Consider the following 23262-nt stretch of genomic DNA (forward strand, 5'->3'; position numbering starts at 1 on the left):
AACACACGGCAGCACACCCGAAAACAAGGAATTCTTAAACTGGGCGGTGGAGTTTTTGATGGCTAACCCGGGGGTGAGTTTGGAGGTGTTTAAGAATCCATTTTGGGGTACACCATCTTTTCCTATTCAAATAAATCTGGAAGACCTTGATCCAATTACATTAAATGATGTATCATTTGATCCGAATAATTTAGACCTTACAAATGCGGAATCTTTAAATGTAGATGCATATACAACATTATACAGTTTTAATAACACAGATTTTAGTGAAAATTATCCTGACAGCCACCCAGTTTCCATTACTGTAAAAAATTTTAATGAGTATATATGGAGAGCATTTAAAGGAGCTAATAATACTTCACTGAAAAACTTTCATGAAACTGCAAAAGGTTTAAACGCCTCAGATGGTTATGGAAAAGGGCTTGGTGCAATAGGTGAAGGTTTATTTGCTCAGCGATTGTTAAGCATCCCTTCTTTAACTCGTGTTCGGGCTGTTGGAGGCGCTGTTGTACAGGATAATCTTGATTTAAGTAAAAGAATTTTTATAGATTTATTAACAGAACAAAAATTACCAGAGGCGCAAGAGGGTTATTCTTACATTAATATGATTTATACAGATGTACAAGGTAATTCTCAAAACAAAAATTTAAAAGTACAAAGAAATTCGCAATCGAGGCTTATGGGAACGACCATGATAAATACAGGATTCGTTGCTTATGAAGTGAAAACATATAATCCATCAAATACTGAAGCAATATTATTCAAGGCATTTACAGAAGGTATTCAACAGACAATCCAACGAGCTTATTTCAGAAACATGACTGCCGGTGTGTTAATTTTTGATAAAGCGAGCTTTACAAAAATTTATAATTCTTCTTATCACTCAAAAATAGATGCCATATTACAAAAAGTTAAGAATATGAGAAATATTAATGGAGAGCAGGCCGTATTTTTAAGATTAGAAAATAATTTATGGAATGATTCTAACAATGCTTATCATGCATTAATAGATTTGATAAAAGATATATGAGATATTGCACCTTAGTTTTAATTCTATTATTTACCAACAACTTAAATGCTATTGGAATGGAAAGAAGTATAGATACGACCCTTTATCTAAAATATAAAGAATTTGAAAGTCAATTAATATTAAATGACAAATACAATAGTGAAAGCAATCCAGTAATACATTTGATTGTTGAAAATGAAAATAATATATATCATTCCTCTTGGCTTTCGAAAGAGGACATTCCTATGGGAGGTATATACTTTGAATACATAAATATTTTAACAAAATTCACAAAGCTTCGAGAATTAAGGTTAATAGATTTATTTATTAAAGATTTGCCAGAGGATTTTGATAATTTAATTGAATTGAACACATTGGAATTATGTTTTAGTCGCAGTGCTGATGTTGAAAAAAATCTTCGGATACTAAAAAAGCTGAAATCGCTTAAATTTCTTGATTTAAATGGTTCGCGCCTTTCTGAAAAACAACGAAATTATATTAGAATAGAACTAAACAAACAGGGTGTAAATGTAAATGATATAGTCATGCTTAAATCTAATAAATAACCCTATTGCTGGTGCACGCATGCCCATGTGGTTAATTATCAATTATTTAGTTATAATATTGACTTACAGACACTTGCTGTTATAGCATCAAATTATATAGATACCTCAAACTACCCCCGCTACCGCAAGGGTCACCCTTGTGGATAAGTGTTTTATAGATTATATACTTAGTGGTCGTTTACAAATCAACTGGTTAAGCCACAAGGAAAACCCTTGCGGTAGCGGGGAAATACTGCAATTCATTGGATAGAATTCTATCCTTGTAACTTTTAACATTGTTATTATGCCATTTATTAACAAAACGATGAGGTTTATACTAATGACTTTAATGTTCATTTCATCCTGCTCTATGAAAGAGGCAAAACACGCTAACACCATAAGCCGCATTGAAATAGCAGCAGGTTATTGTTATGGAGAATGTCCAGTAAGCGTTTTAGTAGTTGACAGTTCATTAAACATGAGTTACTATGGGGGCAAATATTCTTCTAAAAAAGGTTATTACTCTGGAAACATATCTATGTCTACATGGGATACATTAAAAGTACAACTCCAACAAATTTTTTATAACAAGCTGGATACTGTGTATAATAATACCGTCGATGATCAAAGCATAGAAATTTTTATTGATGACAGCACTGGTGTAAAGCATATTAAAGCACAGTCAGAAAGCTTGCCGCCTAAAGTAAAGACTGTGTTTTATAATATGTTAAGCAGCTACAAACAGGCAAAATTAAAACCGGTTAACAACTTCATTCGTTTTAGAACAACTATACAGAACTTACCAATATCAGTAAAACCGAAATTTCCACCAGCTACCCCCCGCTACCGCAAGGGTCACCCTTGTGGATAAGCGTTTAATAGGGTGTCTTAGAAGTGCCATTTGCAAACCAAACAACTGGTTAACCCACAAGGGAAACCCTTGCGGTAGCGGGGGTATTTATTCATTAGTTTCGAGTAATATAGGATGGGCATCAGGACATGCAGATTTACTATATTCAAATTCAACCTGTGGTAACGCCTGTCATTTTTCCGATGCTCCTATTTTGTATCTTGATATTTGGGTGTTAAACTAGTTGCTCTATGAAAATTCGATATTTCCTTTCGTTAATCATCTTAATTTGCATGTCATGTTCACATGTATCTTATCCAAAATTTGATTATAATAATGGCCCTAACTCATGGATAAATACGTTTAAAGATGAGGTATTTTTTGCGAGCTTACGGGAAGGCTATAAAAATGATACCATTTTTAAAATGATTGAAAAAAAAGATGCTTTTAATCCATATGATGGATTGAGTTTAAAGGCATTGCAAAAAGCTAAGCAGTTAGGAAAAGCCCTCGTGAATAAAATGCCTCCTCCTGCAATGTGTGAGGGTTGCACTCCTGGAATGAATTACTACATGGCTAATGCTTTACATTATTATAATAGCAAGGAATTAGATTCCATAGCAAGAATTTATTACAAGATTCACCTTAAAGAAGATAAGATATTTGAGAAGATGTAGCAAGAACCGCCTTACAAATGTTGCCATGTCTATTTACTTGATTGAAAATTGGGTGGTGAACCTTTCTAAAGTAAACTTATGTTCCAATGCGCGGAAAATGCTGAAAAGTTTTTTGATGCGCTACTTGAGGTCATGAAATTTTCAAAGGAAAAATTATTAAGTGATTACAACGAGGAGCAACGGGACGGTAGGGCTGCCGAGGTTACTTACATAGCGGCTTTAAAAGCCGGTGAAGAGGCGTATGAAGATTATTATAAATCTGTTCTATGGATAGAATAATGCGGGTGTTATTGTATGAATAATATCAACAACCTTATAAAAGATTTCTTTGAAGCCTATTTTAACGATTTCGATCTTCGGACAGTTTATACTGATACAGTCCCTAAAGAAATGATGGCAGGGCCAGTCAATGAGAATAGATTTTTTATGGAAGCCACTAAAAAGAAACATAACTTAAGTTAGGAAAAGTATTAAAAAGTGATATGAAAAAACTGCTTATTTTAAAACTATTAATTTTTGCTTTCGTGGTATGTAATGCGCAAAAGCAAACCACTCTCCCTATTATTAAGCGTACAATCATTGATTTTTTAAAATGGCATAAAGCTGGTAGTGAATTTGAAAACGGTAGGGCCTATTTCGTTCCTAGATATGATGAAAAAGATACTACAAAAACTTATTTTGATTCGGATAGCTTAGAATTATATTACAATCGTTTCCGAAAAAGTAATTTTGTATCGGAAACATACATCAATCAGCTTAAAGAATATTTTAGCTATTACGGAAAATTTATTGGTCCTAAAAGAAGTCCTGGTGAAATAGTTAAAATCGAGGGCTTAGATCAAGATATAGTCCTTGGCACATTTGAACCAGAAGTTATTCTTGATAACCTCAGCAAAGCAAGAATCACAAAATCATTAATTGTACACAGAAAAGCTTTGCTTAGTGTAAATTTTGCAAAAGAGGTTAATTTGGTATTTATATTAACAAAGCAAGATAAGACATGGTTGATTGATTATTTAGGCCCAGATAATACAAGTATAAACAGTTTCTTTAGGCAGTAATAAGTCATTAAAAACACGTCATAGGTATATACCAGCACATGAGGCAATAAAAAGCCTATATAATTGCTGAGACTAAATTTACCACATTGTCCACAGTCGTACAACCGCTACCGCAAGGGTTGCCCTTGTGGATAAGCATTATAGAAAAGTGTATTGGTCAGTGGTCATTTACAAATCAATCTACTGGTTAGCCACAAGGGAGACCCTTGCAGGAGCGGGGGAGAAACAAATTCAAATAATGGGCTTACAGTTGATGTATTTTACGATGGAGTAAGAAAAATCAAATATCGATTTAATCAATGAGCAATAATATATTTACAGGCGGTGTATTCCCCAATAAAATTTTTAATAAGGAATTTGACTATTACATTTCTATAGAATTCGAAGTATTTTTTAAAAACGAATTTGAAGAAGCTTTCGAGAAATTCTTTTTTGAAAATCAAATAAAAAATATGAATTTTTCATCTCTTGATAAAAATCATTCATTCAATTTTATTCTTTCAAATAAAGATGTTAGAAGTGTTTATTTAAGCTTTTTAAAAAATACTATAGTACCCGAAGCACTACCACAAGAGCATAATTATTATACATTACTTACAGATTTTGTGTTGTTTAATGAAATACATCATTTTGCGTTCTATGCAAACAGACACTATGACATTGGAATTTTGGCTTACAATCAACCATTAAAAATTGATATGTTTAAAGAAATTGCTTTAGAAATTCCTATGAAAAAATATTTTGAAGAACTGCAATTTAAAAGTACTTATTATAATAAAATCTTAAAGCAGTTTGAAAATAAAGAGAATTACTTGTTAAAGTAATTCTCTTAAGGGTTTAAACCTGCTATGGTAAAAATGATGGCGGGCGACTATGCCGATGGTTTAATGAATATGTGGGTGCAGGCTTTAACCGACCCGGTATATTTAACTAATCTGGCCGTAGCTTTCGTGATTGGCGCGGCTCCGGCCGAGACTGTAACTTTTATAGAGTATGAGAATATTACTTACACGACTAAATCAATCCCTAATTTTCAAATAGGCATGACATTAAATGAGTTTGAGGTTAGTTTGGCTACAAAAACGAGTAAGACTTGGCAACCAGCACCAAGTGATCCATCTATTAAAAATTTATATATTGGCAATTTCAGATATTCTTCAAGGACTGTTAGTACAAGTAATTTAAAAACGGTTGATGTATATTATAAAGGAAAGTTACAAGTAAAGTATAGATTGCAGTAATATGAATGATTCAATTTTCACAGGACAAATTTTTCCTGATAAAATTTTTCTTAAAAATTTTATCAGGAATATATATTTTGAATTTGATGTATTGTTTAGAGAAAAATTCGCTTCGTCATTATACGAATTTTGTAAATTAAATCAAATAGAAGCTCTTAAGCTACAATGCCTGGATAAACAATACCCAATTGAAAAATATATAGGCCAACTTGAAATAAAAGAGGTTTATTTATCTGTCTTGAATAAACAAACCATTCCAAGTTCTACCAATCAAGAAGATACTTATTACTATTTCATAAATAATTTTACTATAAGTAGTGAAGAAAATTCGTTTGGGATTTATGCCAATCGTGACTTTGATATAGGTGTTTTAAGTTATAATTATCTAAATGTAGAACCTTTTAAAGAGTTGGTAATGAATATACCAATTAAAAATCTCCTTAAAGAAATGAATATTGATGAACATATTGGTAAAAAAGTAACCGATCAATTTAAAGATAAAGAATACTTTTTTGAACGGCATTATTGGGATCCAAGCAAAACATATTAACCCCGCTACCGCAAGGGTCACCCTTGTGGATAAGCATTATAGAAAAGTGTATTGGTCAGTGGTTATTTACATATCAATCAACTGGTTTGGCCACAAGGGAGACCCTTGCGGGAGCGGGGGAGAAACAATAAAGATGAAAGTAAAAGCTGTTATATTATTGATTTTGTTAAGTATGATTTTCATTGCATGTAATGAAAGAGGGAACAACAATAAGCATGCTGACTCAAAAGATAAGAAACGTGAAAAGCAGTGGAGAGAACGTTTTAAAGATTTGGTATTGTGCAATTGTGTTGTGATGGGAATTAGCGACAGCTCGGTCAGAATGAAGTTCTTGATGACAGATAAGTCTTTCTATGATCCGATGAACTTTGTTATGGAACACGATATTAAGCAGCTATTAACCCCTGTTATCGCAGATATGAAACAAGACTCCGTAAATTCGCTTACCACCTTAGGCGAGGGGGCACAAGGAATAAGTATATTTGACAATTGTCTTAAATTTTATAAAAGCAAAAAGCTCGACACGATAGCGGATCAAAAGCTATTTAAATGGAACCACACCGATATCGACTCTGTCATGTCGGTCGTTGCCCCGGCATACTAGTATTATTGCAAGTCATCTATATTATTAGTGGTGCGGTGTATCCATATCACATTGTAGATCCGCCAAGAAAAAGCAATGCAGGTGCACTAAGAATTTCTTATGCGCTGAATTGCAGTGGCATCACAGTTCCAGAAATGTATAGAGCAAAACTTTATATATACGACAAATATCCTAAATAAAAGGACAAATGTCTAATCGTTTATATTTGTCCCAGCTGCTCATTAATTACCTGTTTAAAACCCCTAACAACTCTTCCCTGTATAACTTGGATAGCGGGATGCAAATGCCATTGACCGTTACCTGGTGCTTTTCTATCTTTTCGATTTTTGTTAGTGCAATAATATAGGATTTATGTATGCGCATAAACTGCTGCACCGGGAGTTTAGCTTGTAACTCTGTAAACGTCATGCGGGTTAGGGTACGTTTGCCTGTTTCGTACAGGCTAACATAATTATCGTCGGCCTGGGCATAAAGCAGGTTGCAGAGCTTAATTTGCAGCCAGTTATGCCCATCCTTTACAAAAAGGCTTTCTTCAGTTGCGGGTTTATGGGTGCTTACTAATAGCTGCCTGGTTTCGGCCAGTTGGCAGGCCTGTAAAAAGCGTGCGAAATTAACAGGCTTTAACAGGTAGTCGGTAATGGCCAACTCATAGCCTTTTAAGGCATGCTCGGGGTGGGCGGTGGTAAAAATTACTTGTGTGCCTGGTTGCAGCATAGCGGCAAACTCCAACCCCGAAACATCGGGCATGGATATATCCAGGAAAACCACATCAACCGAATTGACTTTAAGGTAAGCTAAGGCCCGGGTTGCGCTTAAAAAGGTGCCTTGTAGTTGTATAAAGGGTACTTTAAGCGCATGTGCTTTAATAATATCAAGTGCAACGGGTTCGTCATCTATGGCAATGGCTCTCATTATTTAACAGGTAATATTTTTTGCAGCAGTGTTGTTAACTCTTTGGGCATGAGGTCTTTTCCAACAATTATCCCTTCAGGATCTATGAGGTAGCTTTGCGGTAAATAACGCACACTGTACAGTTTCCCTACCTCATTGTCCCAGTGTTTCAGGTCCGATAGTTGCGTCCAGGTAAAACGGTCGGTTTTAATAGCTTGTAACCATTTGTCTTTACCGTCCACCTCATCTAAAGATATGCCCAAGATAGTGAAATTACGGTTTTTAAATTCCTGGTAAATTTGTACCAGTTTAGGGTTGGCATTTCTGCACGGGCCGCACCACGATGCCCAAAAATCTATCAGTACGTATTTACCCCTGAAAGCAGAAAGACTAACTGGTTTGCCCAGCCTGTCGGCCTGCGTAAAATTGGGTGCTTTGCTACCTACAGCCAAGGTTTTACCTGCGGTTAAAAAAGCATGAAATTCCTGTCCTAATGCACTATTGCGCAGGTGGGGTGATAATTGCTTGTACAGGTCTGCCAGTGCTTTAACATCGGGGAAACTGCCGGCATATTCCTGCAAGGCGGTTAGTGCTATATAGCTGTTGGGATGCTGCTGAATAAATGTTTTTTGAATAGGGCCTTTGGCTTTCTGCAAACTATCATTCCGTCGGCTTAGTATTTTAGCTAACAGGGTATCGCGGGTGGTGATAAGTTGCTGGCTGGTAGTTTGCTGTTGACTGGTAATCATTTTTAAAGCCAATTGCAGGGTTTGGTTGTCGGCATTGATACCCGGACCTGTAAATTGAGTATTGGCTAATAGCTGATTGGTTTGCATGCCGATAGTACCCGGATGAACGTAAAATTTAATATAGTCGACCTCGTTACCCCGCTTTTTCATTATGGCTTGAAGGCCGAGGTGGGCATGGTCGGCCACTATAGATGCGTTGAGCGGTTTGCTTACTTTGAGGTTGAAAACAAATAAGCCATTTTGATATTTGGCCGAATCGAGATACTTAATGCCGTTGGTTTGGTAGAACAGGTACAGTTTGGTAGCCGGCTGGGTTTGGCCAATATTTATTTTAATAGTGCATGTGCTATCAGTTGTTGGTTGGGCCAAAGTCAGCAAGGGCCATAGTAGGGCAATGGCAAAAAATAACGGTTTTTTCATGTTGATAAGGTTTAGGAGTTGTTAGGGTTTAGCTGTAAAGTGAGCTTTATTTTGTATTGGTCACCAGTGTTTTGTATTTCGAGATGATGGGTATCGGGATAAAGCAATTGCAACCTTTTAATGGTATTTTTAATACCTGTATTATTGCCTTTAACTTGGGCATGGCCAGCAATTACCTGGTTTTGCACCTTCAGTGTCAACTCGCTTCCGGTTAGGTTAATTTGAATACCGATAGTACAGGGTGCATCCATACTGATGCCATATTTAAAGGCGTTTTCAACAAAGGGTAAAAGTATAAGGGGGGCAATTTCAAGGTGGTGTGGTACGGGGTTTACCATCTGTACTTGTATGTTAATACCTTCTGTTTGTGGCAACCTCACGCGCTGCATGGCTATGTAATGTTCCAAAAACGTAAGTTCTTCTTTAACCGGTACAAAGTTGTGGTGCAGCCCGGTTATGGTATAACGCATCATTTGCGATAGGCTGTCCACGCCATCGGCCGTAAGCGGGGCGTTTTCTTTCAGCGCCGTACCATACAAGTAATTAAGGCTGTTGAATAAAAAATGAGGGTTCAGTTGGGCTTTAAGGGCATTCAGTTCATTTTCTGACTGTTGAAGCTGAACTTCTTTTCTGTGAGCGCTCTGGTAAAAATAATCGCGCACAAGTGCATATACCAACGCATAAACAGCAATAATTAGTAACGACAAAGCATCAGAATTGAGATTGCTGAGCTTTTGGGCATTGTGTATATATAGTAAAGCGAAAACAAAATAGCAACCCACGCTAATTAATAAACAGCATATTATAAACCATGGTAGCCTAAGCCTTTTAAACAGGTAGTGATAATTAACTTCTACACAAAGAAGCACTAAAGCCAGTAAAAGCATACCTGGCTGGTGCCAGTTATTATGATTTACAAAGCGCTGCCATTGTGTTACAGGTGTTCCGTCTTCATTTATAATGTAGGTACCCCATTCGGCAACGCGCAGCTCGTAGCTTACCCAATCATATACATTACTAATGGTCCACACCGTGCAAAAATGCAGAAGCCAGCTTAGGAAAAATTTACGTAAAGGAGGATTTTTCATGTGATTATTTGCTTGTTCATCAAAGGAAGTGAAGAACAGCATCACATGAAAATTAATGTGGTGAGTGGCCGTAACTATGGGGTGAAATAACGGATAAGCATATTGCCAAACCAGGTTGCTTACCATTACCCCCGATGCGGTTGCGTTTTACCAAGCCTGCATTGCGAAAATGGTAGAAATAGCTACTTTTTTGGGGGTTTTATGAAATATGATAAACTTATGTGAAGCGGGTTTTTCCTCAAAATTAGTTTTTACCTGTAATAGCTTAGGCTTGTGGCAAACTAAAATAAAATGTCGACCCTTCGCCCGGTTCGCTTTCCACCCATATTTTACCATCATGACGCTGGATGATCTCAGCACATAAATACAAGCCTATACCAAAGCCCGATATGGTTTGCGTTTGCTTGCTATCCACCCGGTAATATCGTTCAAATAGCTTTTCAACGTCCTGGGGTTTAATTCCTAAGCCCTCGTCCTTCACGCTTACTACGGCCATTTGAGCCTTAATTTCGCAGTTTACGGTAATGTTAGTGCCTCTTGGTGAGTACTTTACCGCGTTGCTCAACAGGTTAGATATTACGGAGCCTATCTTATCCTGATCGGCCGTTACGGTAATGGCCTCACGTGGTAATAAGGTAACCTCATGCCCCGATGTAGTTTGCCTGGTTTCTTCCACCATTTCGCTTATCAGTTCATCCAGCCTGAAATCTTGTTTATTTAAATGTATCTTACCTGATTCTAAGCGAGATACATTCAGGAAGCCATTAATGAGTGTACTCATTTTTTTAACCTGGATATTCACCTTGTCCAACGCGCCAACCGAGAAACTATCATCGGTACGTTTGGCCTTGGCGTGCAACATTTGTACATAAGCGCTGAGTGAAGTAAGCGGCGTTTTCAACTCATGGCTTACCATACCAATAAAGTCGTTTTTGCGCTGCTCATCTTGCTTTTGCTCCGTAATATCCAATAACACGCCCGAAAAATAGGAGGTCCGGTTTTTACTGTCTTTATTTAATTTTCCAAGGGCTTTTAACCATCTTAACTTTTGGTCATGAAAACCAATTACCGGATGCTCAACGCTATAAGGTTCACCTTTCGAAACAGCCTTTTCCACTTCCGTTTCAATATAATTACGATACTCTTCAGGTATTTGCTTAACAACGGCATCATAGGATACTTCTTCGGTTGCATTAAAGCCAAACAACTCTTTTAAACGTGGCGAAGGTATAAACTTGCGTGTATCAGCATCCAAGAACCAGGTTCCCATTCGGGCGGCTTCTATAGAGAAACGCTGCATTTCTTCGGCCTCTTCTACTTTTCTGCGGGCTTTTACCTGTTCGGTTACGTCATTAGCAACTACCACAATACTCTCGGTTTGGCCCTCATCGTCTTTCAGCGGATGATAAACGAAATTAAAGTACACATCTTTAATGACCCCGTTGTGCTCTAACAGTGCTTTTACCTCGTTGCCATGATAGGCTTCCCCGCTTATAAATACATTATTTAAGAGGGTAATAAATACCTGTCCTGCCAGTTCGGGGAGGGCAACCTGTAAAGGCAGTCCTATAATTTTATCATTTTTACCCCAGGCCTCCAATACCTTTTTGTTGGCGGCTTCTACAATAAGATCACGGCCGGTTAGCAGGGCAATGGCAACGGGCGCATCGGCGAGCATATACCGTAACCTGTTTTCACTGGCGGCTAACTGGCTTACAATTTCCTGTAAACTATCTTTAGTATGCGCTAACTCTTCGTTAATAGCAAGCAGTTCTTCATTGGCTGATGCCAGTTCTTCATTCGTGGCCGATAATTCTTCGTTTAAGGCCTGTTGCTCACTATAACTCTGTTCTAATAAAAGCCTGTTTTGCACACTCGGTGTTATATCTTCGGCGGCTACAATTATACCGGTTACGTTACCCTCACTGTCAAACATGGGGTCGTAATAAAAGCTTACATACCGGGTAACCCTACCAGTTGGTGTTTCCAGGTAAAATACCTCTTCTTCCTGTCCATAACCTTTACCTGTTTCATATACTTGTTTTAAAAGTTTAGGAAAGGGTTGGTCTGCAATTTCAGGTAATATATCCAATAACTTAAAGCCGGTTACTTCTTCAATGGTTTTGTCCCATAAATCTACCAGGGGTTGGTTGGCTATTTCTATAACCCAATCCTTACCGCGCAAAACCATAAGCGCATAATGTGCCGACATTACCAGGCTACGCAGGTTGCTCTCGCTTTCTTCGATGCGTTTGCGGGATGCAACCTGTTCTGTAACGTTATTAGCCGCAATAATAATAGACTTTACTTCTTCATTTTCATCTTTTGCAGCTTGATATACAAAGTTGTAATAGCCCGTAATTAGTTCTCCGTTGCGCTCAATCAGGGCTTTGACTTCATTGCCATAATAGGTATTGCCCGTTGTATAAACATCATCTAACAATTGCAAAAACGGTTGACCTTCCAGTTCGGGCATGGAACTGGCAAAGGGCATGCCTATAATCTGAGTGGTTTTACCCAATAATTTAAGCATCAGTGTATTGGCCGATTCTACCACCAAGCTACGGCTGTTAAGTACCATAATGGCAACCGGTGCATCAACAATTAAATTCCTGAAGCGCGATTCGCTTGCTGCTAAAGCCTGGGTGCGGGCCGCTACACGTTGTTCCAGTTGGGCGTTTAAATTGGCCAGGTTTAGTTGTAATTGATGGAGTTCTTCATTGGTGGAACTTAACTCTTCATTAGCCGATGATAATTCTTCATTTAAAGCCTGCTCACGAAGCAAAGCGTCACTTTGTTCATAATTATAACCATTATTTAATATAGTGCCCACATGCAAGCCAACCGACGATAGGAAATGCTCGTAATCGGCATCCAGTTTTTTACGAGGCGATATGCCCATAACCATATACCCCGAAATGTGTGCTTCATCGCGGCTTATGGATACAATAAGTGCCTGGCTGCAGGGTTCAGCAAAGGTGCTGTTTACGGGGGGGGTTAAATACTCGTTAAGGTTTACAGCCACAGGGTTTCCGTTGTTAAGGTTATCCTCATAAGGCCATGCTACAGCCTCGGCTATGCCGGATGTTATGCCGGCATAGCTTGTAAGGCGGGCATCTTTTACAATGTCGTCATTGGTTGAAAACAACAGGTAAAAAGGGATGTCATCACGGTAATTACTTAATATGCTTTCTGCTTTTACAATGGCTTCCTGTAGGCCATGTGCCTGGTTAAGCTGCTTTAACAGTTGATGCAATAGTTTGTTGCGCCTATCATTAATTACCCTGTAGCTGGTTTCAATAACGGCATTAAATATACCGCCTATACTGCCATCAACAGCCATAATAGGTGATAGTGTGTAGTCAAAATAACACTCTTCCACATAGCCGTAGCGGTTCATCAGCAGCAGGGCATCTGGCTGGCGTACAGATATGCCGCTTACTAATACACTTTTAAATTCAGCGTCGAGGCCATCCCATATTTCGGGCCATACTTCGGTGCCGGGTTTACCTAATGCCCATGGATGTTTATTACCCGGTATGCTGCTCCAGGCATCATTATATAATAACAAAAATTCATTACCCCAATAAATTGCAATAGGAAAACCCGAATTTAGGCTGATACTGATGGCGGCCCTTAAACTATCGGGCCAGGTATCTGGGGAACCTAAAGCGGTTTGGGACCAATCTTTCGAGCGGATCAATTCGCCCATTTGCCCCCCGCCTTGCAGAAATGTAGGTGTGTTTGACACTATATCAGGTTAAATTTGAGTTAAACTGCTAAACTAAAAGTAATTTTTACAATAGATAAACGATTTTTTCATAAAATAGTTGAGCTCATTTTCATAATCTGTTATGTTTAATGATCTATTAATTAATAGGTGGTTACCTTTGAAATTATTAATTTTGCACCATGGCATCATTAATATCCGTACAAGGGCCGCTATTTCAATATCAGGCAACTACGGTGCCCGAATATGCACAGTTTAAAGTAGCTACCATAAATGAAGGCCTGTGTTCGCTATCATCCTATAACAGGCGCGATTTTTTTAAGATTAGCTTAATTACCAAGGGTAACAGTGAGCTTTTTTATGCTAACCGGGGCATCAAAATAAACCGGCCTGCATTAGTTTTTACCAACCGGCTGGTACCGTATGCCTGGGAAGCAAACGATGCAGAAGAGGCATCGGGTTATTTTTGCGTTTTTACCGAAGAATTTTTGCAGGCAGGCGGCCGTATGGAAAGTTTACAGGAATCATCGTTGTATAAACCCGGTGGCAACCCGGTTTATTTTTTAAATGATGCACAGGTAGGTTATATTGAAAGCTTATTTGCACGAATGCGTAATGATGTTGATAGTGAGTATGTTTATAAATATGAAATGCTTCGTAGCCAGTTAATGCTTATTATTCATGAAGCTATAAAGATGCAGCCGGCTTCAGCTTTTTTTCCGTTGCCTAACGCGGCATCGCGTATCACTAAACTATTTTTAAATCTGCTCGAAAATCAGTACCCGGTCGAGTCTGCACAGCATAAACCCAATCTTAAAAAGGCAAGCGACTATGCCGATAAGTTATCTGTTCATGTTAATCATTTAAATGCGGCCGTGCAGGGAATAACCGGGAAAAGTACAACCATGCACCTTAACGAGCGTACTTTAGCCGAAGCTAAATCCTTATTAATACATACCACCTGGAGTGTAGGCGAAATTGCGTACAGCCTGGGTTTTGAATACGCCTCCTATTTTAATAATTTCTTTAAAAAACTTGCAGGCATAACACCTTTAGCTTACAGAAAAATTATTTGAAAAATATAATTTTTACTTTGAAAGCTTTAGCGGGTTGCTGAATGGTGGAGCCTATTTTTGCTATAAATAAATTAATAATTTTAACCATGATAGCAACTAAAGGATACGCTGCACAAAATGTTGAAACCGATTTGGCTCCCTGGAACTTTGAGCGCCGTGAGGTTGGCCAACATGATGTACTGATGGAAATACTGTACTGCGGTGTTTGCCATACCGATTTGCACCAGATTAATAATGATTGGTTCCCCGGTATTTTTCCGATGGTTCCGGGGCATGAAATTGTAGGCCGGGTAACCAGGGTTGGTGCCGAAGTAACTAAGTTTAAAGTAGGCGACCTGGGAGGCGTAGGGGTTATGGTAGATTCGTGCCGCACCTGTAATGAGTGTAACAAAGGGCTGGAGCATTTTTGTGCCGTTAGCCCTGTGCAAACCTATAACAGCCTGGGTAAAGATGGTGCGCCAACCTACGGCGGCTACGCTAATAATATAGTTACCCAAGCCGATTTTGTGCATCACATATCCAGTAAACTAAACCTCCCCGGTGTAGCACCTTTATTATGTGCCGGTATAACTACTTACTCGCCGTTGCGTAAATGGAAAGTTGGCAAAGGGCATAAGTTAGCTGTAATTGGCCTGGGCGGTCTGGGGCACATGGGCGTTAAATTTGGGATTGCCTTTGGTGCCGAGGTTACTGTACTCAGCACATCCGAAGCAAAAAGAGAAGATGCGAAAAAATTAGGTGCCCACCATTTTGTGGTAACTACCAATGCCAAAGAACTGGCATCTGTAAAAGGCACGTTCGATTTTATTTTGGATACGGTATCGGCCAAGCATGATCTGGCACTTTATATTAACCTGTTAAAAATTCAAGGTGTGCTGATATGTGTTGGTGCACCTGCCGAGCCTTACGAGCTGCACGCTTTTGCCTTAATGACGGGTAATAAAGTAATAGCCGGATCGGGTGCGGGCGGTTTACCGCAAACCCAGGAAATGCTGGACTTTTGCGCCGAACACAACATTGTATCTGATATAGAGATTATAGATATAAAAGACATCCATCCGGCTTTTGACCGAATGGTTAAGGGTAATGTGAGGTACAGGTTTGTGATTGATATGGCTACATTGAAGTAAACCAATAAAAGGCTTACAGAGGAGCCGTCTCGCAGTATTTGCGAGGCGGCTTTTTTGCTGTAAAGACTATTAAGCATTGATCGGTTTTACTAATAGGTAATTGGAAAAATCAAGCAAATGATCTAAACTTTTGTCTAAATTATGTTGAAACCTTTTAGCATACGCCTTGAGTTGCATATATCATACCTTATTAGCTTCTTTGAACTTATATTTAGCTGAAACTCGCAATTTACATACGTGCCTGCTATATAATTGTAAATATAAGTAACTTATGTAGTGCCCAACTGGTATAAAGCATGTGTATTGCACTTAGCTTAACAAATGAAAACAGTGGACCACCAATCTGCAAAAACCAGTGAGGCCTTATGGTATAAGTATCAATTATATGTTGAGCGTGTAACAGCCGTAAAAACAGTTGATATTGAAGATATTACCTATTGGCAACAAAGTCTTTTTACAAAGCTTGTTACCTATGCTTTGCCATTAGGATTATTAATAGCTTTGCCGAGCGCCATTATAGCCTATTTGCAAGGCCAACTGTTCGTAGCTTATTTCGACATTTTTACAATGGTAACGATAGGTTGCGTTTCGCTCAACCAACACATTGCCTTGTACTTTCGAAAGGTATTTATAGTAATTATGCTTTATATGCTGAGCCTTATTTTCATGTTATGCTTAGGTTCATTTGGAGCAGGGAGCATATATTTACTAAGCCTAAGTGTATTTATCACCCTGCAGTTTCCTATTCGGGTAAGCCGTATTACAGTAACTGTTAATGTCATTATTTATTCTGTGCTGGCGTTATGTATATATTATAAACCATTTGCATCGCCTTTATTTGAGCGCTATACACTATATTCCTGGATCTCTTACACACTAAGCTTTCTGTTTCTGAATTTGGCCATTATTGTGTTAATACATCATACAGTTAACGGCTTGAAAAATACATTACAGCAAAAGGCAGTTTTACTTAACGATCTACAGGCTGAGTACGATGAAAAAGTTAAGCTAAATCAAGTTTTAAAAGAATCGGAAAGCCATTACCGGAGTCTTTTTTCACATAGTCCATCGCCTATGTGGATCTTTGATGCCGTAACTTTACGTATTTTGCAGGTAAATGAAACGGCTACTTACAAGTATGGGTACACGCATGAGGAGTTTTCGGCCATGACTATTAATGATATTGATACCGATGAAATGGTAGCTCATCTTTCAGAGGATCTATCAAAAACGATACCTAATAAAGACATAGATCAAACCATTAGCCAGCACCGTACCAAGCGCGGAAAGGTTTATTATGTAGAAGTAAGGTGTAGTGAAATTTCTTTTGAGGGCAACACGGCCCGCTTGGCTATAATGCGTAATATTACAGATCAAATTGAGCATACCCGTGCTATAGAAAAGCAAAATAAAAGGCTGGAAGAAATCGCTTTTATGCAATCGCACGTGGTACGTGCCCCACTGGCTCGCATAATTGCCTTAACCGATCTGATAGCTGAAGAAACCGACAAACCTGCCGACGGCGAGTTGATCAGGTACCTGGATCAATCGGTTAAAGAATTAGATCACGTGATCACAACCATTGTTAGTCATAGTGAAGAAATATTGCCCGATATAGATAAAGACATATAATGCACTAAGTTTATTAACATACTTAATGATGCATAAATTATATGGCATGAAAATAGCACATCAATTATAAACCATAATTGTCATGCGCGCCATAACACTACCTAAATTTGATTTGCAAAAAGCTAAGAGCAACTTCCGGAAAGGCTTTAACCATCTATCATCGGGCGGGTTCCAAAAAATATTTGATCAAATAGACCAATTGGGCATCAAAAAAGGTGTAGACCAAATGGGCCTCGATAAGTTCATAAACCAGTGCGCTTTACTGGCTGCGGGTTCGGGCGTTATAACCGGGGCTGGTGGCATTACTACCATGTTAATTGGTGTACCGTTGGATATTATTAACCTCATAAGCCAGCAATTCAGGGTTACACTGGCGGTATCATACTATCATACAGGTAGTTACAAATTAAGTTTCGACGAGTTTTTTAAGATTGTGGCCTCATCCTTAAAAGTAGATACCGGTATGGCCATGTCAAAAACGGTTATGGAAGAGGTTGCTCAAAAATTGTTGCTTACAGTAGGGTCTAAAACAGCAAGGCGCCTGGTACCTGTAGTGGGAGCGGTAATTGGCGGTACTGCCAACTACTTATTTATTAAACGCATGGCCAACTCGGTGAGGAAAGCCCCGCCTGTAAAAAAAGTGATCAGGATAATATAAACGCTGTCGCATAAAGTTAAAAACAGGTTAAGTTTAGCGTTAAGTAAGGCCGCATCTGGTAATTTATGTAAAAAGTAGTACTTTTAGGCACTGTCGCAGCCCATCATAATGGCAATAATAAACACCAGTATTTAAGTTTATGAGCACCATTCATAATAAAGATATAGGCACCAAGCAAAAAGCTCTCGCCATTAACCTCGACCCTCAAATTTATGGTTCATTTGCCGAGATAGGCGCGGGCCAGGATGTAGCCGCCAACTTTTTTAAAGCAGGAGCGTCGTCGGGTACCATAGCCAAAACCATGTCGGCTTATGATATGATATTTTCGGATGCTATATATGGTGCGCAACAAGTTAAACGCTATGTTACGGAGCAGCGCCTAATAGCCATGCTCGAACGCGAGTACGGCTTAATGATAGAACGCCTTGATGAGCAACGGGGTAAAACCAGTACATTTTTTGCTTTTTCGGGTACATTTTCGGCTTTAAACTACCATAAAACTAACGACGGGCATGGCTGGATGGGCGTGCGCTTTCAACTGGAGCCCGAAGGATACTATCATGACGTGGTGATACACGTTAAACTGCTGGATAATGATAACAATTTACAGCAACAGGCAGTAGGTATATTGGGTGTAAACCTTATTTATGCCTGTTTTTATTATAACGAGGTTCCTTCCATCTTTTTGCAATCTTTAATGGATAATTTATCTAAAGATAGTATCCAGATAGATATGATTAGGTTTGAGGGGCCGCGGTTTACCAAGGTAGACAACCGCCTGATGAGCCTGCACCTGGTAAAATACGGGTTTTCGGACGCAGCCCTTTTTGGCCCCGACGGTAAAAACCTGCAGCCTTCGGAAGTATTGTATAAAAAGCACATTGTGGTTATCCGCGGACGTTTCCGTCCTATTATTAATGTGCATTTAGATATGTTGAACAACGGGGTAAAACAATTTTTACAGGAACCCGATGTTGACGAAACCAAGGTAATGGTGGTTACAGAGCTTACCCTGCAATCGCTCAAGGAAAGAGATGCGGATGAAAGTGCCGAGATAGATGAAAAAGATTTTTTAGACCGTGTAGATATTCTGTGTTCGCTGGGGCAAACCGTAATGATCTCCAATTTTCATGAGTATTATAAATTGGTGGCTTATCTTTCTAAAATTACGAAATTAAAAATTGGAATGATACTGGGGTATCCTAACCTGGAGTATATTTTTTCGGAAGAGCATTATAAGAGCCTGCAAGGTGGTATTTTAGAATCGTTTGCCACGCTATTCAGTCGCAGCGTTAAGCTTTTTATATACCCAACCCTGCGCGATGGCATGATCTGGAATTGCTTAAAGTTTTCTTTGCCGCCCCACCTGATAGATTTGTACCGTTACCTTATAGCCAATAATAAGATAGAGGACATCAGGCATTATAAAGAAAGCAATTTGCAGTTAGAAACCGATACTGTTTTACAAATGATAAAACAAGGGGCTGATGGCTGGGAGGAGTTTGTACCTGCCGAAGTTGCCACCATGATTAAAGACCGGTGCTTATTTGGTTACCCTTGCGATACTCCTTTAATGGATACTCCTAATCAACTAACTAATATAACTGCTACAGGTAACGTGTAGGTTTCGGAGTTGTAAAGCGGTTAAATTGGTAAGCAATTACCTCTATTCGGCTGTGTAAAATAAGTTTTACCGAGTTCCTTATCTCATTTTTAGCAGTGGTAAATGTTGAGGATAGGTACTTAGCCATAATCTCCAGTTTAAAATCTTCGCAGAACCCGCTGTACATATATGGCTTAAACCTAATGCTGTTTGCTGTTATGGGATAGCGTATTTAGTATCGGGAACAAAATTACAGGCATATTCACCGCGCCCGATCTACAATATCGGCCTGCCTGCACATTAAAAAATTTCTATCTTTGGCCATTATAGTAAATAATGAAGATTTCGTATAACTGGCTTAAAGAATTTATTAGTACCGATAAATCGCCCGAAGATATATCACAGATACTAACCGGCATTGGCTTGGAGGTTGAAAGCCTGGAAAAAGTAAAGGCTATTCCAGGTGGACTGGAAGGCCTGGTAATTGGCTATGTAAAAGATGCAGAGCAACACCCTAATGCCGACCGCCTGCGCATTACCAAAGTAGATGTTGGCGGCCCCGAAGACCTGCAAATTATTTGCGGCGCGCATAACGTATCAGCCGGACAAAAAGTGGTGGTTGCCGTAGTAGGCACAACCGTTCATCCAACAGCCGGCGAGCCGTTCAAAATCAATAAATCAGAAATCAGGGGAGAGGTATCGGAAGGGATGATCTGCGCCGAGGATGAAATTGGTTTAGGTACCGATCATGCCGGTATTATGGAATTAGATGCTGATGCTCCAATAGGCAGCCCGGCAAAAGAATACTTTAAAATAAACGACGACTATCTGTACGAAATAGGCTTAACCCCTAACCGGGCCGATGCCACCTCGCACCTGGGTACCGCCCGTGATATTGCCGCTTTCCTAAAAATTGGCATCAATAAACCCGATGTTTCCGCTTTTAAAGTAGATAATACCGATAGAACTATTCCTGTTACCATTGAAGCCGAAGCAGCTTGTCCGCGTTATGCCAGTGTAACCATTACAGGTGTAAAAGTTCAGGATTCTCCACAATGGCTGAAAGAGCGTTTGGCCGTTATAGGTGTTCGGTCTATTAACAATATTGTGGACGTGACCAATTACGTGTTGCACGAGTTAGGTCAGCCCCTGCATGCCTTTGATGCCGATGCCATAAGCGGCAACCAGGTATTGGTAAAAACCTACTCAGAAGGAGCAACCTTTGTTACCCTCGATGGTGTGGAGCGTAAACTCTTTGCCAATGACTTGATGATAGGTAATACTGAAGGGCCTATGTGTATTGCAGGTGTTTTCGGTGGAGCCAGTTCGGGCGTTAAGGAAAGTACCACTGCGGTTTTTCTCGAAAGTGCTTACTTCAACCCGGTATCGGTACGTAAAACATCTAAGCGCTTTGGCTTAAAGACTGATGCATCTTTCCGCTTTGAGCGTGGGGTGGATCCTAACATGACCGTGTTTGCCCTCAAACGTGCCGCGCTGTTAATTCAGCAGGTGGCTGGCGGCGTAATCTCATCCGAAATTTCGGATATTTACCCGGCCCCGGCAGAGCCGTTTGCGGTTGATGTTACTTACCGTAATATTGACAGGCTCATTGGTAAGGCATTAGGTCAGGATACTATTAAGTCTATTATTACTGCCCTTGATATAACCATTGTAAAGGAAACTGGAGAAGGTTTGTCGCTGCAAGTGCCGCCTTACCGTGTGGATGTAACCCGTGAAGTTGATATTATTGAAGAGATTCTCCGTATTTACGGTTATAACAATATTGAGATCCCTACACAGATCCGTGCCTCGTTAAACAACTCGCAACGGCCCGAAAAGGATACGGTGCAAAATGCCATATCCGAACTGCTATCGGCCAATGGCTTTAACGAAACGCTGTCTAACTCCTTAACCAGCTCGTCGTACTCCGAAAGTTTGGATAATGCCGTTAAGCTGCTGAACCCGCTAAGTAACGACCTGGATATTATGCGCCAAACGCTGCTGTATTCGGGTTTGGAAGCTATAGCATACAACCAGAACCGTCGTCAGGCCGACTTGAAATTTTACGAGTTTGGAAAAACCTACTTTTTTGAGGATGACAAGTATGCGGAAAACCAAAAGTTCTCGGTATTTATATCTGGTGCAACCCAGCCCGAGCAGTGGAACCAAAAAACTAACCCGGTGTCATTCTATCACCTTAAAGCTACTGTGGAAGGTATATTGGAAAGATTAAGTATCGGTGATTACACGGTTGATGAGATAAGCGACCATGAGTTTGCTTACGGTTTGCAATACAACTATCGCGGCAGCAAAACGCTGGTTAAGTTTGGTGCGGTATTACCGGGTGCCTTAAAAAAGGCAGGTATGGAAAAAGAAGTATTTTATGCCGACTTTAATTTTGATGTGCTGCTGAACATAGTACGCAAAAACAAGATCGTTAATAAAGAGATCTCCAAGTTTCCATCCGTTCGCCGCGATCTGTCTATGCTGGTTGATACGGCAGTAACCTTTGGTCAGTTAAAGCAAATAGCCCAAAAAACAGAACGTAAACTATTATCCGATGTAAGTGTTTTCGACGTTTACCAGGGTGATAAGCTACCGGCCGGGAAAAAATCGTACGCCCTAAGCTTTATGCTGCAGGATGAAGAAAAAACACTGACCGATAAGGCCATTGACACCATTATGCAAAAATTAATCTATAATTTTGGCAAAGAAGCCGGAGCAGAAATAAGAAAGTAATTGTAAACTGTATGACAAACTCTTTTGAAGATTTTTTGAAAGCAAAGAATCAGAACGAAAAACCTGTTGATTGGATTGCTCGAAAAAGTCAATGGATAAATTCTGTTAATAATTTGTATAGAAATATTGGTATATGGTTTTTACCATTTATTTCTCAATCATTGTTAAGAACATCATATAGAGAAATTTCTATATATGAGGAATACATTGGGAGATATTCCATAAATCAATTTGATATTGTCATAGGAAATGATATTGTGTCTTTGGTTCCCGTAGGTACTTTGCTGCTGGGATCTTACGGTAGGATTGATATAAGAGGGCCTAAAGGATCTCTTATGATAGTCGAACAACAATGGAATGAATGGAAGTTTGTTAATAGCCATGATAAAATGAAACGGTGGACAGTTAATGAAGAATCATTCAAAGCTGTGATAGAAGAATTGATTAATGGCTAAAGTTTCACTTTCTGATAATGTTAAATCATTAGATGAAATTATAAATTGGTATGATGACCAATTGACTGCCCTTCAGTCATTTAGGTATAGTATAATTAATGCAATAGTTCTAAATGAGAGCTTGTTTTTAAAATCAAGAGAGAAATTTATTGATCTAAGCATTGATGAGATAAATAAATATTTTAATGTCAGTGAAATAGAATTAGAACACTTAGTTTGCTTTGATTTAATTTCAGCAACTGAAGGCATTGTTAGATTTGATTATTTTGAAAAATGCTATGATAAAAATAAATCTTTAGTAGGAAGATATTTTAGAGACATACATAAGATTAAAGGAAAAAAGGTGTCCTTAGAGGGGGATATCTTAAATACTTGGAAAAATGTGACGTCTGATTTATGCTTTAGTGATTTTATAGGGTTACTAAATTATCGTCATTGGCTTGCACATGGACGTTATTGGAATCCAAAGTTTGGAAGAAGAGAGCCTTACACTGTAGATGTAGTGTACGAAATTGTTAAAAGTGTTTGTTCAATAGTTGGGAATTACGTTTAAA

Annotated in this window: 22 protein-coding genes; 18 read left to right on the top strand and 4 right to left on the bottom strand. The window is 39.0% G+C overall.

Annotated features, from left to right (window positions below):
- The 10 genes from ACFQ3S_RS04955 to ACFQ3S_RS05000 all read left to right on the top strand — a co-directional run.
- On the top strand, window positions 1-1030 hold a 1030-nt coding region (locus ACFQ3S_RS04955; RefSeq protein WP_377161857.1), incomplete at its 5' end, for a hypothetical protein.
- 56 nt (window positions 1031-1086) lie between these two features.
- On the top strand, window positions 1087-1575 hold the full coding sequence (locus tag ACFQ3S_RS04960; RefSeq protein ID WP_377161859.1) for a hypothetical protein: 489 nt from the start codon (window positions 1087-1089) through the stop codon (window positions 1573-1575).
- Between the two features lie 349 nt (window positions 1576-1924).
- Window positions 1925-2425 (top strand): DUF6438 domain-containing protein, encoded by a 501-nt coding sequence (locus ACFQ3S_RS04965; RefSeq protein ID WP_377161861.1) that lies wholly within the window; start codon window positions 1925-1927, stop codon window positions 2423-2425.
- A gap of 230 nt (window positions 2426-2655) precedes the next feature.
- Entirely contained in the window at window positions 2656-3081 is a 426-nt protein-coding gene (locus ACFQ3S_RS04970; protein ID WP_377161863.1) for a hypothetical protein, read from the top strand.
- Window positions 3082-3213: 132 nt separating this feature from the next.
- Window positions 3214-3360 carry a hypothetical protein gene (locus ACFQ3S_RS04975; RefSeq protein ID WP_377161865.1) on the top strand — a complete coding sequence of 49 codons (147 nt, stop codon included), beginning with the start codon at window positions 3214-3216 and terminating at the stop codon, window positions 3358-3360.
- A 203-nt stretch (window positions 3361-3563) separates the two neighbouring features.
- Window positions 3564-4142 (top strand): hypothetical protein, encoded by a 579-nt coding sequence (locus tag ACFQ3S_RS04980; protein ID WP_377161867.1) that lies wholly within the window; start codon window positions 3564-3566, stop codon window positions 4140-4142.
- A gap of 299 nt (window positions 4143-4441) precedes the next feature.
- Window positions 4442-4966 carry a hypothetical protein gene (locus tag ACFQ3S_RS04985; RefSeq protein ID WP_377161869.1) on the top strand — a complete coding sequence of 175 codons (525 nt, stop codon included), beginning with the start codon at window positions 4442-4444 and terminating at the stop codon, window positions 4964-4966.
- A 24-nt stretch (window positions 4967-4990) separates the two neighbouring features.
- On the top strand, window positions 4991-5383 hold the full coding sequence (locus ACFQ3S_RS04990; RefSeq protein ID WP_377161871.1) for a hypothetical protein: 393 nt from the start codon (window positions 4991-4993) through the stop codon (window positions 5381-5383).
- A 1-nt stretch (window position 5384) separates the two neighbouring features.
- Complete coding sequence (locus tag ACFQ3S_RS04995; RefSeq protein WP_377161873.1) at window positions 5385-5933, top strand: hypothetical protein; 549 nt, start codon at window positions 5385-5387, stop codon at window positions 5931-5933.
- Complete coding sequence (locus tag ACFQ3S_RS05000) at window positions 5896-6537, top strand: hypothetical protein (RefSeq protein WP_377161874.1); 642 nt, start codon at window positions 5896-5898, stop codon at window positions 6535-6537. Before ACFQ3S_RS04995 ends, ACFQ3S_RS05000 begins: the two co-directional genes overlap by 38 nt.
- A 225-nt stretch (window positions 6538-6762) precedes the next feature.
- Here ACFQ3S_RS05000 and ACFQ3S_RS05005 read toward each other — a convergent pair whose 3' ends face one another.
- The 4 genes from ACFQ3S_RS05005 to ACFQ3S_RS05020 form a co-directional block, all read right to left on the bottom strand.
- On the bottom strand, window positions 6763-7449 hold the full coding sequence (locus ACFQ3S_RS05005; RefSeq protein WP_377161876.1) for a LytR/AlgR family response regulator transcription factor: 687 nt from the start codon (window positions 7447-7449) through the stop codon (window positions 6763-6765).
- Window positions 7449-8597, bottom strand: coding sequence for a redoxin domain-containing protein (locus ACFQ3S_RS05010; protein WP_377161878.1), 1149 nt, complete (start codon window positions 8595-8597; stop codon window positions 7449-7451). The genes ACFQ3S_RS05005 and ACFQ3S_RS05010 overlap by 1 nt, the downstream gene beginning before the upstream one ends.
- 11 nt (window positions 8598-8608) lie before the next feature.
- On the bottom strand, window positions 8609-9811 hold the full coding sequence (locus ACFQ3S_RS05015) for a sensor histidine kinase (RefSeq protein ID WP_377161880.1): 1203 nt from the start codon (window positions 9809-9811) through the stop codon (window positions 8609-8611).
- Between the two features lie 139 nt (window positions 9812-9950).
- Window positions 9951-13436, bottom strand: a complete 3486-nt coding sequence (locus ACFQ3S_RS05020) for an ATP-binding protein (protein ID WP_377161882.1) — start codon at window positions 13434-13436, stop codon at window positions 9951-9953.
- Between the two features lie 161 nt (window positions 13437-13597).
- Between ACFQ3S_RS05020 and ACFQ3S_RS05025 the strand changes: the two genes are divergently transcribed.
- The 8 genes from ACFQ3S_RS05025 (at window position 13598) to ACFQ3S_RS05060 (ending at window position 23261) form a co-directional block, all read left to right on the top strand.
- A complete protein-coding gene (locus ACFQ3S_RS05025) occupies window positions 13598-14491 on the top strand; it encodes a helix-turn-helix domain-containing protein (RefSeq protein WP_377161884.1) in 894 nt (297 codons plus the stop codon).
- Between the two features lie 86 nt (window positions 14492-14577).
- The gene (locus tag ACFQ3S_RS05030; RefSeq protein ID WP_377161886.1) at window positions 14578-15621 is read left to right on the top strand and encodes an NAD(P)-dependent alcohol dehydrogenase; all 1044 of its coding nucleotides are present in this window, start codon (window positions 14578-14580) and stop codon (window positions 15619-15621) included.
- A gap of 321 nt (window positions 15622-15942) precedes the next feature.
- Window positions 15943-17253, top strand: coding sequence for a PAS domain S-box protein (locus ACFQ3S_RS05035; protein ID WP_377161888.1), 1311 nt, complete (start codon window positions 15943-15945; stop codon window positions 17251-17253).
- 82 nt (window positions 17254-17335) lie between these two features.
- Entirely contained in the window at window positions 17336-17911 is a 576-nt protein-coding gene (locus ACFQ3S_RS05040) for a hypothetical protein (protein WP_377161890.1), read from the top strand.
- Window positions 17912-18050: 139 nt separating this feature from the next.
- Window positions 18051-19535: a TonB-dependent receptor gene (locus ACFQ3S_RS05045; protein WP_377161891.1), complete on the top strand. Its 1485-nt coding sequence runs from the start codon at window positions 18051-18053 to the stop codon at window positions 19533-19535.
- 315 nt (window positions 19536-19850) lie between these two features.
- Complete coding sequence (pheT, locus tag ACFQ3S_RS05050) at window positions 19851-22253, top strand: phenylalanine--tRNA ligase subunit beta (protein ID WP_377161893.1); 2403 nt, start codon at window positions 19851-19853, stop codon at window positions 22251-22253.
- Between the two features lie 11 nt (window positions 22254-22264).
- Window positions 22265-22708: a hypothetical protein gene (locus ACFQ3S_RS05055; RefSeq protein WP_377161895.1), complete on the top strand. Its 444-nt coding sequence runs from the start codon at window positions 22265-22267 to the stop codon at window positions 22706-22708.
- Complete coding sequence (locus ACFQ3S_RS05060; protein ID WP_377161897.1) at window positions 22701-23261, top strand: hypothetical protein; 561 nt, start codon at window positions 22701-22703, stop codon at window positions 23259-23261. Before ACFQ3S_RS05055 ends, ACFQ3S_RS05060 begins: the two co-directional genes overlap by 8 nt.
- The last annotated feature ends 1 nt before the right edge of the window (window position 23262 follow it).

The sequence above is a fragment of the Mucilaginibacter terrae genome (assembly GCF_042679325.1).
Classification (GTDB): domain Bacteria; phylum Bacteroidota; class Bacteroidia; order Sphingobacteriales; family Sphingobacteriaceae; genus Mucilaginibacter; species Mucilaginibacter terrae.

Excerpts from the sequence above, each read along its gene's own strand:
- ACFQ3S_RS04960 (WP_377161859.1), top strand. The coding sequence starts at position 1,087 with ATGGAAAGAAGTATAGATACGACCCTTTATCTAAAATATAAAGAATTT.
- ACFQ3S_RS04965 (WP_377161861.1), top strand. The coding sequence starts at position 1,925 with ATGAAAGAGGCAAAACACGCTAACACCATAAGCCGCATTGAAATAGCA.
- ACFQ3S_RS04970 (WP_377161863.1), top strand. The coding sequence starts at position 2,656 with ATGAAAATTCGATATTTCCTTTCGTTAATCATCTTAATTTGCATGTCA.
- ACFQ3S_RS04975 (WP_377161865.1), top strand. The coding sequence starts at position 3,214 with ATGAAATTTTCAAAGGAAAAATTATTAAGTGATTACAACGAGGAGCAA.
- ACFQ3S_RS04980 (WP_377161867.1), top strand. The coding sequence starts at position 3,564 with ATGAAAAAACTGCTTATTTTAAAACTATTAATTTTTGCTTTCGTGGTA.
- ACFQ3S_RS04985 (WP_377161869.1), top strand. The coding sequence starts at position 4,442 with ATGAGCAATAATATATTTACAGGCGGTGTATTCCCCAATAAAATTTTT.
- ACFQ3S_RS04990 (WP_377161871.1), top strand. The coding sequence starts at position 4,991 with ATGGTAAAAATGATGGCGGGCGACTATGCCGATGGTTTAATGAATATG.
- ACFQ3S_RS04995 (WP_377161873.1), top strand. The coding sequence starts at position 5,385 with ATGAATGATTCAATTTTCACAGGACAAATTTTTCCTGATAAAATTTTT.
- ACFQ3S_RS05005 (WP_377161876.1), bottom strand. The coding sequence starts at position 7,449 with ATGAGAGCCATTGCCATAGATGACGAACCCGTTGCACTTGATATTATT.
- ACFQ3S_RS05010 (WP_377161878.1), bottom strand. The coding sequence starts at position 8,597 with ATGAAAAAACCGTTATTTTTTGCCATTGCCCTACTATGGCCCTTGCTG.
- ACFQ3S_RS05015 (WP_377161880.1), bottom strand. The coding sequence starts at position 9,811 with ATGGTAAGCAACCTGGTTTGGCAATATGCTTATCCGTTATTTCACCCC.
- ACFQ3S_RS05025 (WP_377161884.1), top strand. The coding sequence starts at position 13,598 with ATGGCATCATTAATATCCGTACAAGGGCCGCTATTTCAATATCAGGCA.
- ACFQ3S_RS05030 (WP_377161886.1), top strand. The coding sequence starts at position 14,578 with ATGATAGCAACTAAAGGATACGCTGCACAAAATGTTGAAACCGATTTG.
- ACFQ3S_RS05035 (WP_377161888.1), top strand. The coding sequence starts at position 15,943 with ATGAAAACAGTGGACCACCAATCTGCAAAAACCAGTGAGGCCTTATGG.
- ACFQ3S_RS05040 (WP_377161890.1), top strand. The coding sequence starts at position 17,336 with ATGCGCGCCATAACACTACCTAAATTTGATTTGCAAAAAGCTAAGAGC.
- ACFQ3S_RS05045 (WP_377161891.1), top strand. The coding sequence starts at position 18,051 with ATGAGCACCATTCATAATAAAGATATAGGCACCAAGCAAAAAGCTCTC.
- pheT (WP_377161893.1), top strand. The coding sequence starts at position 19,851 with ATGAAGATTTCGTATAACTGGCTTAAAGAATTTATTAGTACCGATAAA.
- ACFQ3S_RS05055 (WP_377161895.1), top strand. The coding sequence starts at position 22,265 with ATGACAAACTCTTTTGAAGATTTTTTGAAAGCAAAGAATCAGAACGAA.
- ACFQ3S_RS05060 (WP_377161897.1), top strand. The coding sequence starts at position 22,701 with ATGGCTAAAGTTTCACTTTCTGATAATGTTAAATCATTAGATGAAATT.